The 14,742-nt window shown below is 57.7% G+C and carries 13 protein-coding genes and 1 pseudogene; 11 read left to right on the top strand and 3 right to left on the bottom strand.

Going from position 1 to position 14,742, the window contains the following annotated elements; all coding sequences use genetic code 11:
• Positions 1–494: 494 nt before the first annotated feature.
• The 4 genes from ABSE61_RS16875 (at position 495) to ABSE61_RS16890 (ending at position 5,094) form a co-directional block, all read left to right on the top strand.
• Positions 495–1,436, top strand: coding sequence for a glutaminase (locus ABSE61_RS16875; RefSeq protein ID WP_423872266.1), 942 nt, complete (start codon positions 495–497; stop codon positions 1,434–1,436).
• Positions 1,437–2,291: 855 nt separating this feature from the next.
• Positions 2,292–2,594: a hypothetical protein gene (locus ABSE61_RS16880; RefSeq protein ID WP_423872267.1), complete on the top strand. Its 303-nt coding sequence runs from the start codon at positions 2,292–2,294 to the stop codon at positions 2,592–2,594.
• A 52-nt stretch (positions 2,595–2,646) separates the two neighbouring features.
• A complete protein-coding gene (locus ABSE61_RS16885; protein WP_423872268.1) occupies positions 2,647–2,928 on the top strand; it encodes a PAS domain-containing protein in 282 nt (93 codons plus the stop codon).
• Entirely contained in the window at positions 2,929–5,094 is a 2,166-nt protein-coding gene (locus tag ABSE61_RS16890) for a methyl-accepting chemotaxis protein (RefSeq protein WP_423872269.1), read from the top strand.
• A 98-nt stretch (positions 5,095–5,192) separates the two neighbouring features.
• Here ABSE61_RS16890 and ABSE61_RS16895 read toward each other — a convergent pair whose 3' ends face one another.
• A complete protein-coding gene (locus ABSE61_RS16895) occupies positions 5,193–6,167 on the bottom strand; it encodes a GGDEF domain-containing protein (protein ID WP_423872270.1) in 975 nt (324 codons plus the stop codon).
• Between the two features lie 775 nt (positions 6,168–6,942).
• Here ABSE61_RS16895 and ABSE61_RS16900 point away from each other — a divergent pair.
• Positions 6,943–7,272, top strand: a pseudogene (locus ABSE61_RS16900) (MHYT domain-containing protein); the annotation flags it as partial.
• Positions 7,273–7,293: 21 nt separating this feature from the next.
• Positions 7,294–9,354 carry a putative bifunctional diguanylate cyclase/phosphodiesterase gene (locus ABSE61_RS16905; protein ID WP_423872348.1) on the top strand — a complete coding sequence of 687 codons (2,061 nt, stop codon included), beginning with the start codon at positions 7,294–7,296 and terminating at the stop codon, positions 9,352–9,354.
• Between the two features lie 236 nt (positions 9,355–9,590).
• On the opposite strand, the gene ABSE61_RS16910 is transcribed toward ABSE61_RS16905, so the two are convergent.
• Positions 9,591–10,523, bottom strand: a complete 933-nt coding sequence (locus ABSE61_RS16910; protein WP_423872271.1) for a helix-turn-helix domain-containing protein — start codon at positions 10,521–10,523, stop codon at positions 9,591–9,593.
• A 228-nt stretch (positions 10,524–10,751) separates the two neighbouring features.
• On the opposite strand from ABSE61_RS16910, the gene ABSE61_RS16915 reads away from it, so the two are divergent.
• Entirely contained in the window at positions 10,752–11,054 is a 303-nt protein-coding gene (locus tag ABSE61_RS16915; RefSeq protein ID WP_490338371.1) for a divalent metal cation transporter, read from the top strand.
• 28 nt (positions 11,055–11,082) lie between these two features.
• On the opposite strand, the gene ABSE61_RS16920 is transcribed toward ABSE61_RS16915, so the two are convergent.
• On the bottom strand, positions 11,083–11,778 hold the full coding sequence (locus ABSE61_RS16920; RefSeq protein ID WP_423872273.1) for a Crp/Fnr family transcriptional regulator: 696 nt from the start codon (positions 11,776–11,778) through the stop codon (positions 11,083–11,085).
• A 351-nt stretch (positions 11,779–12,129) separates the two neighbouring features.
• On the opposite strand from ABSE61_RS16920, the gene ABSE61_RS16925 reads away from it, so the two are divergent.
• The 4 genes from ABSE61_RS16925 (at position 12,130) to ABSE61_RS16940 (ending at position 14,733) form a co-directional block, all read left to right on the top strand.
• Complete coding sequence (locus ABSE61_RS16925) at positions 12,130–12,570, top strand: response regulator transcription factor (RefSeq protein ID WP_423872274.1); 441 nt, start codon at positions 12,130–12,132, stop codon at positions 12,568–12,570.
• A 164-nt stretch (positions 12,571–12,734) separates the two neighbouring features.
• The gene (locus tag ABSE61_RS16930; protein ID WP_423872275.1) at positions 12,735–13,409 is read left to right on the top strand and encodes a response regulator transcription factor; all 675 of its coding nucleotides are present in this window, start codon (positions 12,735–12,737) and stop codon (positions 13,407–13,409) included.
• A gap of 224 nt (positions 13,410–13,633) precedes the next feature.
• The gene (locus ABSE61_RS16935; RefSeq protein ID WP_423872276.1) at positions 13,634–14,080 is read left to right on the top strand and encodes a response regulator; all 447 of its coding nucleotides are present in this window, start codon (positions 13,634–13,636) and stop codon (positions 14,078–14,080) included.
• A gap of 5 nt (positions 14,081–14,085) precedes the next feature.
• A complete protein-coding gene (locus ABSE61_RS16940; protein WP_423872277.1) occupies positions 14,086–14,733 on the top strand; it encodes a helix-turn-helix transcriptional regulator in 648 nt (215 codons plus the stop codon).
• Positions 14,734–14,742: the final 9 nt, after the last annotated feature.

The raw sequence follows: 14,742 nt of genomic DNA on the forward strand, positions 1-14,742 counted from the left end.
TTTGCCTACATCGAGGGCTTCTACAATCGAACGCGTCGCCACTCGGCCATCGGATATCTCAGCCCGATCGAGATGGAGCTAAAAGCAGCTTAACCCTGTCCATTTTTTCGGAGGAAGATCATACGCCTGCTCGTGAATGGATGATCTAAATTAGCGTGTCGTTCGTCTTGGATGATTCAACTGCGTCACCAACTCCTTTGAAAATATCTTCGCTTACGTTTTGCCAGCCTTACCTGGTACCTCCGCCATTCTCAGGAATGCACTCGACACCGGACTTTTCGAGGGCGCTAACTAGTGCGTCGACCGCCGGCAGGGCCGTCGGTCGCCTCGCGCGACCACGACAGGCTGCGGCATATTGCTGATACCGTAGCGCGCCTTCTCTCATCTTGCGCGGCGATGTCGATGGGTTAAAACGTCGTTAAGGCGTGTTTCAAACACTTACACTAATTGTTGGGGCGGGACCGTCCTCGGCCAAGTCGAGAAGCCTTACCACTATGACTACCGATGCGGACAAGCTGGACTCAGTCGTCGCCGCTATTGCTGCCGAGATGACGGCGCGCAGCGAGCGCGGCACAGTCGCTGACTACATTCCCGAACTGGCACGGGTCGACGCGAACTCGTTCGGCTTGGTGGTAGTCGGTGCCGATGGTCACGTCGCCGCCGCCGGTGATACCGACGTGCCATTCTCGGTCCAGAGCGTCTCGAAAGTCTTCACGTTGACGTTAGCGTTAGGTCTGGTCGGCGACAGGCTGTGGCAGCGCGTCGGTCGGGAGCCATCAGGCTCGCCGTTTAACTCGATCGTTCAGCTGGAGCGCGAGCGCGGCATTCCACGTAATCCCTTCATCAATGCCGGCGCCATCGCCGTCACCGACGTCATCCTGTCCGGCCACAAGCCACGCGAGGCGTTGGGCGAGATCGTCCGCTTCATGCGTTTCCTCGCTGATGACTCATCGATCGTGATCGACGACGCCGTGGCGGCGTCCGAGCAGCGCACCGGCTTTCGCAATATCGCGCTCGCCAATTATATGAAGTCGTTCGGCGTGCTGGAGAACCCTGTCAACTACACCCTCGGCGTCTACTTCCATCATTGCGCTATCGCCATGACCTGCCGGCAACTAGCCATGGCCGGGCGCTTCCTCGCCCATGACGGCAAGAATCCGACTACGGGGCTTTCGGTGGTGTCCCCGGAACGCGCGCGCCGTATCAACGCGGTGATGCTTACTTGCGGCCATTACGACGGCTCTGGCGAGTTCGCCTATCGCGTCGGCCTACCCGGCAAGAGCGGCGTCGGCGGCGGCATCATGGCCATAGCGCCCGGCAAGGCGTCGATCGCGGTGTGGTCGCCGGGTCTCGACACGCAAGGCAATCCGCTGGTCGGTCAGATCGCGCTGGAGATACTCACCAAGTGCATGGGTTGGTCGATTTTCGCGGCTTAGCGGGCTGCAACGTTCGAAGTGTCTCACTGTCTCAGGTGTCTCACTGTCTCACGAAAACTAGGACAAACGTCAGCGTTGTCCGAGGAAATGAAGATTTTGCTGGTATGCATATTGGCGCTGATTTTGACCGAGGAAATGGAAAATTTAGTTGGTAGGCATGTTGGTATTGACGGAATTGTTGCGTAAAAGTTCTGAATTCTTTCAATGTCTTATTGGCGCTATTAAGAGCCGCCCCCTGGGGCACCATGACCCCCTCCGCAGCCTTCCGCGACCTTCCGCCAATGTGCTAGACAGTACTGAAATTAGTGGGCTTTCGTCCGCTGGTTTTCGCGAGGGACGGCATCGACCGTATCGGTCAACCGCAATGGCAGTCTGGCCGCATGCCAACGATTGCACCAACTTAGCAAATACGCGGCCCTCTTAAGCCTGCAACAGGGGTTCGATTCCCTAGGGAGCGCCATTTGCGTACAAAACCGCAACCCCCCTTTCCCGGCTGACAACTGACGACAGCGGCCCGTTCGCGCGTCGTTTTTGAAGCGTGATGCGGGCGACGCGGTCCCCGGCCGGGCTGCCGAGCACAAGCCTTGTCGTGGCAGGTAGATGGTCGTTCGATTTGAACGGCTGCCAATCTCACGGATCTAGCGAGCCGCAGTCGTTCCGATCTTGCCGCTCCGACATCTCGGATCGGCGAAGCAGGATGTGGCCCGACGCTTCACTGATTTCTCGCCTCCGTACAACTACGGCATGCGCGATTCCGATAGTCAGGTTAGGCGTTGCTGAACCGATGGTCCCGATAAAGGAAGCTCACGCCAGACCGCAGCAACAGCTGTCTGGCCAGCGTGTAGCGGATCATCGATGGGCGAACTTCTGCATTTTCGTAAAGATGGCGACGCGACAGGCGCGACCGGCTCCGGGCGACCGCTGGAGTCTGTGACCTGCTTACTGTCAACTCTCGCCGACGAACAAATCCGTGCCGCGGATGAGCTCGAGGATTTGCTGACCAGGCTCGAAGGCGCAGAAAAATCCCTGCTGAAGACTGGCGCTGCCACTCTCAGGTCGCAAAACCTCCTGATGGGCCAGGCTGAGAAAATTGAAAGTTTGATCGGACGCGCACGCGAAAAGCTGCGTGAACTTCGTCTGTTGTCGTCCATCAGCTGAGTCAAGCCTCCCTTCCTTCGATATCTGCGATCGAACTGATTTAGGCAAAATCATGCGCAAGAACCTTCCCGTGACCAATGTGGAATATCCGATCGGCGAGGACGTTCTGATCGTCTCCAAGACCGATATGAAGGGCCGGCTGGTTTTCTTCAACAAGGCGTTCGTGGAAGCGTCGGGCTTCACCGAAAGCGAGTTGATCAATCAACCGCACAACATCGTCCGTCACACTGATATGCCCCCTGAGGCGTACGAAGATCTCTGGAATACCATCACGGCGGGCAAGCCCTGGGCCGGCGCGGTCAAGAACCGGCGCAAGAACGGCGATTTCTATTGAGTGCTGGCAAGCGCTACGCCGATCTACGAGAACGGACAAATCAGCGGCCACTTGTCGATCCGCACCAAACTACCGGCAGATCAGCGCAAGGAAGCAGAACAAGTCTATGCGGACTTTTCGTGCGAACGAGGCACAGCGTTGGCGGGTGCAGGCCGGCGTCATTCGTCGCCGCTCGATCTTCGATTATTTCTCTATTTTTTTACCCGCACGCTCAAATCGCGCCTCTCAACGCTGGTCGCGGTCCAGGCGGCGTTCCTCGTTATCATCGGAGCGGTCGGCATTCTTGCAACCCAAGCCAGCAATGGACGCCTCAAGACGATCTACGAAAACCGCGCTGCGCCGCTGTCGCAACTGTTCGAAATCGACGACCGCAGCGTGAGGGCGAGCATCATGTTGCTCGATGCGTCGGTCGACGGCCGCGCGGGGCGGTCGGTCGCCGGCGTCGAAGACCAGATTCTGAAAAATTCAGAGGTCATTAGCAAGCTTTGGGCGGATTACTCTTCCTTAAAACACTCCGCGGAGGAGAAGGCGATCGCGGATTCGTTCGTGGAAAAGCGCAAGGCCTATCGCGAGGGCGGCATCAATGCCGCCTTGCCGCTGCTTGCCGCCGGAAAGTTCGACGAACTCGCCGAACTGCAAACGGGAGAAGCGCGTGAACTGTTCCGCGTCGAGAAGGTCGAACTCGACAGGCTGGTCGCCTGGCAGCTCGCGCAATCCAAGGCCGAATTCGAGGCGGCGCAACAGCAATACATGATCGTGGTCGCAGTCGCGGGCGGGGTCCTTTGCCTGGGCCTCGTGCTCGGTGGGTTGATCGGTTACAGGACGATCCGTGCGGTTGCTGGCCCGCTCGGCCAGCTCAACCACGCCATGGAAGAAATCGCCCAGGGCAGGAACAACACCAGGATTCTGGTCGAGCGCGACGACGAGATCGGCGTTGCGTTACGCAACGTCCAGGCGATGCAGAACAAGCTCGGTTTCGAGGTCGAGGAGCGCCGTGATCGGGCGTGGGTTGCCGAGGAGGAAAAGTCGAAAGCCCTGCAGGACATGGCGGATACGGTCGAGCGGGAGACGGTCAAGGCAGTGCGAGACGTCGCCGGCCGGGCGCAGCAGAGGGCGGGCAACGCGTCATCGATGAATGACAGCGCCACGACCGTCGGAGCCAACAGCGGAAGCGTGGCCGCCGCAGCCGAACAGGCGATTGCGAACGCAGAGACGTTGACCCATGCTGCGACGCAGCTGAGCGCTTCGATCACGGAAATCGCAGGACAGATCAGCTCGTCGCGCGCCTTTACAGTCGATGCAGTAGCCACATCGAGCAGCGCTCAGGCAACGATCGGCAAGCTGTCGGCCGCCGCCGGCAGGGTCGGGGCGGTCACCAACCTGATCAGCGAAATCGCGGGGCAGACCAATCTGCTCGCGCTCAATGCCACCATTGAAGCTGCCCACGCAGGCGAAGCGGGCCGCGGCTTCGCCGTGGTCGCCTCGGAAGTAAAGGCGCTCGCCGAGCAGGCGGCGAAGGCGACCAGCGATATCGCGGCGCAGATCAGCGAGATCCAGGAAACGACGCGAGAGTCTGTTACTTCGATCAGCGCGATTGGTGACGTCATTCGCAGCGTCGACGAGGTTTCCTCCAAAATCGCGGAAGCGATGGAGCGTGAAAGCTCGGTCACCCACGAGATTTCGCGGACCGTCGAAGAATCTGCCCAAGCGGCCCGCGAGATGGCGACCCAAATCGTCAGTGTCTCCAACGAAGCAGTTGAGACCGGTCGCCGCGCCACCGAAATTCGCGATGGCTCCATCGAAATAGCCGATAAGGTCAGCGACCTGCGTGCGGTCCTGGTCAGTGTGGTTCGTAATTCGACCGCCGACGTCAATCGCCGGATCTCGGCCCGTGTCGATATCGACCGGCCCGCTGTCGTGGTCATCAACGGAAAGGAGCAGCGGGTTCTGGTCCGCGATCTTTCCGAAAGCGGCGCGATCCTGGTCGACGCGATCGAGAACGTCTCAGTTAACACCAGTCTCACCATGAAGATCGACGGCATCGCGCCGGCCCTGCGGGGCTCCGCCACTCGCATAGACGAGCGCGGCGTGCTTGTAGCGTTCGAATTGACCGACGAGGTCAAGAAACTCATCGCGGGATTGATCTCCCGCAGCATTGCCGCCTGACCCGTTGCCCGATACCGTTATGCCGGTCACCCGCACAAGCGGCGGGGTCCGGCGCAGGTCGTGACTGAAACGACGATCCCACCATCCGGTACGCCAATTCAGGCGCTTATCACGCGATTCCGCCCGGCGTCTTTTGCCCCATATAGCGCCGTGTCGGCGCGTGCCAGGACTTCGTCGGGGGCCTCATCCAGGCGAACCTGGGCGACGCCTCCCGATATCGTCACCACGAGTTCGTCCGAAATGGCGGTCCAGTCCAGATTGGCGACGATTTCCCGTAACCGGTTCACAGCCAGGGTAGCGGGTTCCTTCGAAGCGCGTGGCAAAATCAGCAGAAATTCTTCGCCGCCATAGCGGCCCAGCCGGTCGATGGTCCGAATATTCGCGCTCGCTGCGATTGCGAAGCTCCGGAGAACTTCATCGCCTGCCGGATGCCCGAACCGATCGTTGACCCGCTTAAAGAAATCCAGATCGATCATGGCAATGGAGCAGGCCTCGGCGGTTCGCTGCGCGCGAGACATTTCGTCGCTTAGTTCCTGCATGATATAGCGTCGATTCAGAACGCCCGTTAGCTCATCGATCTGAGCAAGCTCTTCGACGCGTTCGGCTAACAGGCGGTAACGGCTCTCGCTCTGGCGCACCGCCGCTTCGGAGGCGCGCCGTTCAGTGGCATCGGTGAATGTGTTGACCGAACTCCCATCCGGGAGCTGAACACGGCGCACTTCCAGGGTTTTTCCGTCCGGTCGCGGCCAGTCGTAGATCAGTGGAAATAGACGCGCGTCGCTGCCTTTGATGATCGAGGACGTTGACGGGGCTATCATCGAGAAATCACCCCGTTCATTCTGAAATGCGCGGACGTCTCGGAAAGCGGCGCTCTCATGCAGGACGTCTTCGGGCAATCGGAGCAACTCGAGAGCTCGGGGATTGCACAAACGCACTGTTTGATTTTGATCCAGAAGCACCAATCCCTGATCCATATGTTCCAGCGTAGCGCGCAGCAGACGTCGGCTCTCCTCGAGGTCCGCCGTTCGGTGGAGAACAAGGGCCTCGAGCACGCTATTGGTGCGTTTTAGCACAACAGCCTGCTCAGGATCGTCGACTCCCGGACGAACACGTTGACGTTCTCGGAACAAGGTCGCGCTTGGTTTGGTTCGAGACATGAGTATGCAAAACCCAGGTTTTCAAATTCGGGTCGCGTGTTCGAATTCTTCCCGGACGCCTTCGCTGTCGATGTTCGGACAGCAACGACGCCGCAGCATCCGATTCCCGATCGGCGGATGCGGAAGTCTAACTCGCTTCATTTAATTCGAGGCGAACGCTGCTATCGGAAAACAGCAGGCGTACAGCGGGGAGGTATTTTTCGATCGTTACAAGTTCGCTGCCGTCAAGAAAGCAGCGGTCGGCCGAAGTCATCGTAAAGCGGGTTCGATCTACAGCGATTGCGCACTCGGGGAGGTGTTTCCAAGAAGCCTCGCTTCATTATAGCAGTGCGACTCTACGCGATCATTGGGCTCTGTTTTGTCGGTTTGCTCGGCTTTGCTCGATTTGCCGGGACAGGCGTTATCCAGCCGAAAATCGTCAATTCCTCAGTTCGCCAGTCGTGTCGTTGATGACAAATCAACTATCGCCGATGATGTGAAACAACGTCCTAAGCCGGCTATCGGAATAGCGAAAAATTCTCATTGAAGGCGAAGCGGATCGGAGGGTGACAGCCCGATTCCGGTATTGATACGGAGTTCTATTTTAAGTGGCGATAAAGTCGGTATGGGGAAAGGTGAACGGACCTAGCACCGCAGATTGGCGGTTCGAAAACGCCGGCCCTAGAGTTGATAAGAGAACCAGAGTAGTCGCATGATTAGAGTGTTGTCCTGCCTGGCTACAGATCACGATTGGCGTTTAACGATATTGGCCGTGTGCATTTGCCTATTCGGTTGTGGCGTTACGGTCAGCGTTTATCGGAGAGTATCCACCAGCATCGGGCGCGCCCGGCTCGGATGGTGGCTGCTTAGCGCTCTGGCAGCCGGCGGGTCGATCTGGACGACGCATTTCATCGGGATGCTGGCTTTTCGACCGGATCTGCCTTTGGCCTATTCGACCGTGGAAACCCTGCTCTCGCTGGTTCTCTCGATCGTGATTTCCGCCGCGGGCCTCTACGTGGCCGCGCAGCCAGACTGGAGGATCGCCACACTCGGCGGAGCCCTGGTGGGTGTGGCGATCGCGATCATGCACTACGTCGGCATGTCGGCGATCCGTATACCCGGGCGCATCGAATGGGACCTGTCGGGTGTATCGACATCGATCGGGCTCGGACTCTTTTTTGCAAGCGCGGCCTTCGGAATTGCTTCGATCAATCGGCATATATCGGGCGCAGTAGCGACCGTTCTATTGCTGGTTTTGGCGGTTGCGTCGCTTCACTTTGTCGGGGTGTCGGCCGTGACGATCGTGCCTGACGGGACGGCTCTCGTTCTGGAGCGGTCGATTTCGCCATCGTCGCTAGCCGTGATGGTGAGCGCTGTCGCATTGTCGGTTTTAACGATCAGCCTGATAACTTCGATCATAGATCGACGGAACCAGAAATGGACATCGAGGCAACGCGCGCTGCTCGACAACGCCGTGAACAACATGGTTCAGGGCCTTTGCATGTTCGATGCGGATGGACGGGTCGTCATCTATAACGACCGATTTCGTGGTATGCTTGGGATGACTGCCAAGGATCTGGAGGACGCTTCGTTTCTCTCGATCCTGAAGTGGCGTAAAGAGGCCGGAGAGCCGCTCGAAAGCCCGGAACTATATGCCGAAAAGGTCAGAAGGAAGATCGACCTCGGGATGATTTCGGAGAGCGTCGTCAAGCGTCCGAACGGAAAAATCTACCACGTCGTCAAGTCTCCCTGCGAAGGCGGGGGTTGGGTGTCGACCTTCGAAGACGTCACGAACCTCAAGAATGCCGAGAAGCACATATTGCACATGGCGAGTCACGACACGCTGACAAATCTTCCGAATCGGGTCTTGTTCAGCGAGCGATTCGATGCATTGCGCGCATCACCTGTGCGGCGCGAATTGCTGGCGGTGATGTGCGTCGACCAGATCCGTTTCAGGGACGTTAATGACTGGTTCGGCCGTGCCGTAGGCGACAAGCTGCTCAAGCTTGTGGCCGAGCGACTCTCGCGCTGCCTTCGCCCGAGCGATCTGATCGCCAGATTCGGTGGAGACGAGTTCGTGGTCGTGCAGTCAGGCAAAGGCCTCACGCGGTCCGATGTGGCGAAACTTGCACGAAGGCTGATCGAGGCAGCAAGCGCTCCTTACTCTATCGAGGGCAAAGAGATCACGATCGATGTCAGCATTGGGATCGCGGTAGCTCCGGATGATGGTGAAGAGCTGGAGCAGTTGCTCAAGAGTGCGGACCTTGCACTTTACGAGGCAAAAGCGGAGGGTCGGCGAAAATACCGCTTCTTCGAATACAGCATGAACGAGGAGGCGGACAGGCGCCACGAAATCGAATCGGATCTCCGCTATGCGGTGGAACGCGGCGAGTTCGAACTTCGCTATCAGCCGCTCTACGATTTAACCGGAAAACACATTGTCAGTGCCGAAGCCTTGATCAGGTGGAATCATCCGCTGCGCGGTCTGATCGGACCCGGAGAATTCATATCAATCGCCGAGCAAACCGGTCTCATTGTGCCCATCAGCGAATGGGTCATCAAGCAGGCCTGCAGCGACGCGGCGGCATGGCCGAACGATATCCGAGTGGCAGTGAATCTATCGCCGCTTCAGTTCAAGGCCGGCAGTGTTCTGAGCTCGGTCAAGGCCGCGCTGAAGAGCGCGGGCATGCAGGCGAACCGACTGGAATGCGAGATAACGGAATCAATTCTGTTGCAGGACACGAAATCCACGATCGAAACCTTGCGAGAGCTCCAAAATATCGGCGTGCGCATTGCGATGGATGATTTTGGAACCGGGTATTCGTCATTGAGCTACCTGATGAAGTTCCCCTTTGATAAAATCAAGATCGATCAGTCATTTGTTCGCGAGATAACCAGCTCGCAAGAGAGTAGGGCAATCATTCAGGCGGTCGTTGGTCTTGCAAAACAGTTAAAAATAAAGACGACGGCGGAGGGCGTGGAGACGCAGGAGCAACTGGAGTTCCTGGCCAATCAAGGGTGCGCAGAACTGCAAGGCTATCTCTTCAGTCGGCCCGTTCCCGTTGCCGAGTTGGGGCGACTGATTTTGGCCTCAAAGCCATGTGAGATAGATACGGCGGCGTAAGTGCCCGGACCGCCGCTCGTGAAATTCATCGTGGGCGAGATCGCGAAAGACACGACGGTCCGGAATGCCGAAGGGCGAGTTTACTTGCCGGCCAATACCTGCCCGCAAGCCTGCTTCCGTTCCAAAATTTGATGGCGTAGTTGGCGACAGAGCGGTCGCTCCGGTCGTTTCTACAAAAATGCTTCCGTGGGGTGATAAGCAATAGCGGCAGGCTTGCGCTCTTCTTGAAATCCAGATCACTGATGTCTCGCCAGTGTCGTTGACGCTGTTTCGCCGAAGGTGGAACGGTAAGCTCCGGTAAATTCGCCCATATGCCGAAAACCGTTGGCCCGAGCGACGTCCGAAATGACCGTGTCCGGTCGACCGACGGTGAGCGTCCGCCTGACGGACCATAGTTTCCGCAAACGGAGATAACGATGCACACTCGTGCCGCGAACCGATTTGGTGGCGTTTTGCAAGGTCCGGGACGAGACGCCGCAGTATGACGCGAGCTCGGTGCTGCCAACACAAGCGTCCGGGTGAAATTGCATGTATTCGTCAATCAGCTCGACGATGGGGAGATAGCGCCGGAAGGTTGCCGGAGGAAGCGCCGTCGAGCAGGCGCTCATCATCCCTTCCAGAGAACACAGCAGGCCGCCTTCCATTTCCCTCAAGGCCCTAAGGTCCTGGGGACGTTGTGCCGCAACGGCGACCAGGCTCGCCACGATCGTCCTGAAGGTTTGAAGGTGGACGAAATTGTCGGCTTGGAAAAGCTGTACGCCGGCGCTGGCGTCGGGCTTGAAGCGGGAGGCTGTCGTTGAGTCCAGATCAACGATCGCAAGCAGGCTCGCCTGCGGCTCGACGATATGGCAATCGGCCTGGCCGCGCACCGTTATGATGGTATTTGCTCCGATCGCGGCGCCGTTGATTTTGAAGCCCTCGAAGGGTGTGAGAGGGATGAAGCATAGCATCCCGTCCGTTTCATATTTCATTTCCAGAATACGCGGAAACGTGCGCTGAACGACAAGGCTGCAGTTCGATAGTTTGATACGAGCGCGGGCCGAGGAAGAGTGGCCGGTGAGAGGCAGGACGCATGGCTCGCTCAATCGTTCGAACGAGCGAAATTCTTCCAGTGTGGGAAAATGGAAGACTTCGAGCGAGGAGGTATTTGGGAGCCCCTGAAGCAGCATCTTACTCACCAAACCGATGTTAAAGTATGGATAGAACAATAGAGTGGGTGGAGAGCGCAATTTAGGACAACTACCTAGCCAAGGCTGGCGCCGGTCGGGCGTGCGCGCCTTGATTTGCATCAAAAGCAAGGGTCGGTTGTCGCGGACAATAAGAGGGGGGACACCCAGGGATATTTCTCCGCCCGATGGCACCGCTACCGCGCATCATGCGCCCGCCGAGGCCGTGGGGTGGTATCGGGCCTTGAACGAAAGGCACAAGACACGCGAGGGTTTTATGGCGTGATCGCCGTCAGCGTGCTTGCGGGATTAGTGATCCAATACGCGCCGACTGGTTCGATGAAGGCGCTGTTCCGGAGCGCCCGGATCAGCGGCATCGTGGCGGTCCCCTTGATGGTAGTGATCATCCTAGTCGCTTCGAGGAAGTCAGTGATGGGTGCGTTCACGTCGAGCCGGCACATTGTCATTTTGGGTTGGATCGGGACAGCGATCATAGGGCTGGCGGCAGTCCTGATGTTCATGCCCGGCTCATGAACATTTCGCTGACGATCGCAAACACGATCTAGTTGAGGCTCGTGTCGAGGAGTTGTTCATAATAAAGTTTTACCGTGCTGTAGCACTCGCATGCGCTGTCCTGCAGAGCTTCGGCATCGAGCATCTGAATTTTCCCACGCGAGTATTTGATCAGGCCGGCGGCTTGTAGCGTATGGGCCACGACGGTGACGCTGGCGCGCCGGACTCCGAGCAACTCGCTAAGGATTTCCTGCGTGAAAAGAAGCGTATCCGTTTCCGATAGATCCCGCGCGCGAAGAAGCCAGCGGCATAGCCGGGACTCGACCTGATGAGAAGCGAAACAGGCGGCGGATTGTTGAGCTTGCGCATACAGAGTTTGTTCGTGACGAATGAGCAGAGAAAGCAGCTTCGGGTTCTGCAAGGCCGTGGACTTCAACGCCTCGATACCGCAAACGACGATCTCCCCGCCCAGTCGAACAATCCCGCGGCTGAGGGCAATCTTGCCGTCGAGCGCCGCGGATGCTCCGACGACACCATCTGCGCCGATCATCGCCGTCTCGATCATTTCTCCGGTCGAAAGCGAAACGACCAATGAAACTACCGCGCTCGTCGGAAAGTAAACGTGCTTGATTTTCTGGTTAGCCTCAAACAGTGTCGAATGCTGCGCGAAGGTTACTACCTTAAGATGAGGTTTAAGGCGTTCAAGGTCGGGCTGGCTGAACCGGTTCAGTATAAGATTCTTCATGGCGCGTCCCCTGTGACATGCGGGAGAAGAACTATCAGCTATCGGTGCCCCAGCGGATACCCGATAGTCTCGACACGGTATGAGTGCTACCGTGCATTGCCGAGCCTGATTTCGCTTGATTTGTTTCTCAGTGTCGGACCAAAAGCCAAAATCGCGCATTGCTGCGCTGCACGCAGCATGTCTTGGCGAGCATGCGAGTACAAAGCATTGCACCGTACAGACAGTTTTGACGCAGTCAGCTAAAATTCAATCTTGGCGAGTGATTCGCGTTTTTTGAATTTGGCGGTCCTCGTTCGGAGACTGCGTCAGGTTCGATGGGCGTGTTGAAAAAATTTCAACCGGGGGCTCATCATGGCGCGCATTCTTGTTGTCGACGACGACCTGTTGGTTGCTAACGCAATCCGGATGCTGCTCGAAAATAAAGGCTTTGAGATTTTCACGGCCGATGGCGGCGAGGCAGGGCTAAACGCCCTTGACGCCGAGACGTTCGACCTGATGATCGTCGATATCTTCATGCCGCACATGCGTGGCCTTGAATCGATCCGGACATTTCACCGGCGCGCGCCGGCTATTCCGCTCATCGCGATCTCCGGTTACGTGTTTGCCGAGCGCGGGATGGGTGCGCCCGATTTCCTGAGAATGGCGCTTGAACTGGGCGCGGCGTGCTGCCTACGCAAACCGTTTCTGCCCGCGACGCTCCTTAGCGCAGTCGCTGTCTCTCTTGCGGAAAACGTCGTCGGGAATAACGCATCGACGATCCCGGTCCAAGGCAGCATGCGCGCCGGGGCGTGAAGCGGGCCTCGAAGATCAGATTTGCTTTTTGTCCCTCAACGGCAATTCGGCTCCGGGCGCAACTCGCCTCAAAAGCAGGATTGCGCAAAAGCCCGCAAAACAACGGGGGGTTTGATGTAGCGCAAACATTCGGGCTTGAGAGTTTCGTACGAGACCCGAATGAGGTGGACAAATTCAGCGGGGAGCCTGCTGTGAAGGCTGCTAATGCGTCACAGCGTGCAGAGGTATTTGTACTCGACGACGATCGCGATGTCCGCGACGCGTTGCGCAACATTCTGTCGAGCGCGGGATACCAAGTCGTCTGCTTCGTCGACGGCCGGGGACTGTTCGAAGCGATAAGACAGCGGACGCCCGACTGTATCCTTCTGGATGTTAGTCTTCCCGGACAATCGGGGATCGAAATCCTGAAAGCCCTCGCAAGCCAAGCTGCGCCCGTCATCATGGTCTCGGGATGCGGAGATATCCCCACCGCGGTGAACGCCATCAAGAATGGCGCTATCGACTTCATCGAGAAGCCTTTCAGGAGCCAGGAGATTCTTGTTCGGATCGAGCAGGCGCTCGGAAGTGCCGGCTCTAAAATCAAAGCGAACCAGGACGCTTCACCGCAGGCAAAGCCATCTTTTTTGAATTTTCCCGGATATGAAACCCTGACTTGTCGCGAGCGTGAGGTGCTGGAGAAAATTACTGCTGGGTTTTCCAACAAGGAGGCCGGTCGGGTTCTCGGGATCAGCCACCGCACGGTCGAGCTTCATCGCGCCAGGTTGTTGCGAAAATTCGGGGCAAAGAACTCAACGGCGATGCTGATAGCCATATCGAAATTGATGAACCCATCAAAATAGAAAATGACCAAAACATTTCACGTCACGTATTGAATTAAATGCCGTCACTCTTTGCGGCGGATATGCCGGTTGTTGTCCGTCAGCGGCAGATCAGCCATGCGACATGTACGTGTTTCTACTAGATGAAAAGTTAACCCCTTCTGCAGTCGGCGTGTCGACAGTGGAACCAAGGGCTGATTCATCATGCTGCAGTCCGATCGGGCTTTTCCGGGGGCGAACGATACATGAGTATTGCACTGCTTCACGGCGCAGACGAACTGCGGATCACGCCCAACCAGCCGGCGCGCATCCTTGTCATTGACGACGATGTCTCCGTTGGCGTGGCAATCCAGACAATATTGGCACGCCGCCACTGCGAGACCGTGCTCGCGTCAAGAGCGCGTGCAGGCATCCAAATGCTGCATCTGTCACGCTTTCACGTCGTGATGGTCGATATCTTCATGCCGGGATTGAGCGGACTTAACACCATCGAATATATCCGGAAAAAAACGCAGGTGCCGATCATCGCGATGTCGGGCTTTCACCTGCGCAACTCGGCTGAGGCCGTGGATTACCTCGATATGGCGACGCAGCGCGGCGCCTCATTATGCATGCGCAAGCCGTTCCAGCCCTCGCAGTTGATCGACGCGGTTGAACGGAGCGTCGGTTTGTGGCGATCAATCGAAGGATAAATGCTTTGACGCAGATTGCAAAAAGTTCCGTGCCTGCCTCACCGGCCGCTGAAGGCGTCGGAAACGCTACCGAGGCCGGGATATCTTCCGCAGCGCGCATACAGTTCGCCGGTGAAATCGGCGCGGCGATGGCGCACGAACTCAACGGGCCCATGACAGCGCTGTTGCTGTATATCGGGGAAATTCAGCAGAACACGGATCAGATTCGCGATGCGTCGCTGAAGCGGGTCATAGAAGGCGCCTACACGGAAGCCGAGCGGATTCGTGCCTCGATCGTGAAGATGGGCGACTCATTCGAGTCCGCAGTTCCAGAACACTCCGCGATCAACGTGGCTCGTAGTGCCATTGCGTGGTGGAGCCAAGCCAGACACGTCGATGGCGTAAACAACGACAATGCCGGTATTGCCGACGACCGAAACCGCGCTGGCGAGAAATCCCTGACGCGGCGTCAGCAGGAAGTTCTTTGCCTCGTGAGCGCCGGGCATTCCAATAAGGAGGGCGCTGCCCTGTTGAAGATCAGCCATCGAACGTTCGAAATCCACCGCGCTGACCTCATGCGTAAGCTTGGTGTAAGGAACACGGCGCAACTTGTCCGTCTGGCCACGCTGAACGAAGCACTGAGTCGCGCGTCGACCGAACCGCTGACGGCATAACCCGACCGC

The sequence above is a fragment of the Bradyrhizobium sp. genome, from assembly GCF_049519115.1.
Classification (GTDB): domain Bacteria; phylum Pseudomonadota; class Alphaproteobacteria; order Rhizobiales; family Xanthobacteraceae; genus Bradyrhizobium.

Coding starts and splice junctions, on each gene's coding strand:
- ABSE61_RS16875 (WP_423872266.1), top strand. CDS start 495: ATGACTACCGATGCGGACAAGCTGGACTCAGTCGTCGCCGCTATTGCT.
- ABSE61_RS16880 (WP_423872267.1), top strand. CDS start 2,292: ATGGGCGAACTTCTGCATTTTCGTAAAGATGGCGACGCGACAGGCGCG.
- ABSE61_RS16920 (WP_423872273.1), bottom strand. CDS start 11,778: ATGAAGAATCTTATACTGAACCGGTTCAGCCAGCCCGACCTTGAACGC.
- ABSE61_RS16885 (WP_423872268.1), top strand. CDS start 2,647: ATGCGCAAGAACCTTCCCGTGACCAATGTGGAATATCCGATCGGCGAG.
- ABSE61_RS16925 (WP_423872274.1), top strand. CDS start 12,130: ATGGCGCGCATTCTTGTTGTCGACGACGACCTGTTGGTTGCTAACGCA.
- ABSE61_RS16935 (WP_423872276.1), top strand. CDS start 13,634: ATGAGTATTGCACTGCTTCACGGCGCAGACGAACTGCGGATCACGCCC.
- ABSE61_RS16910 (WP_423872271.1), bottom strand. CDS start 10,523: ATGCTGCTTCAGGGGCTCCCAAATACCTCCTCGCTCGAAGTCTTCCAT.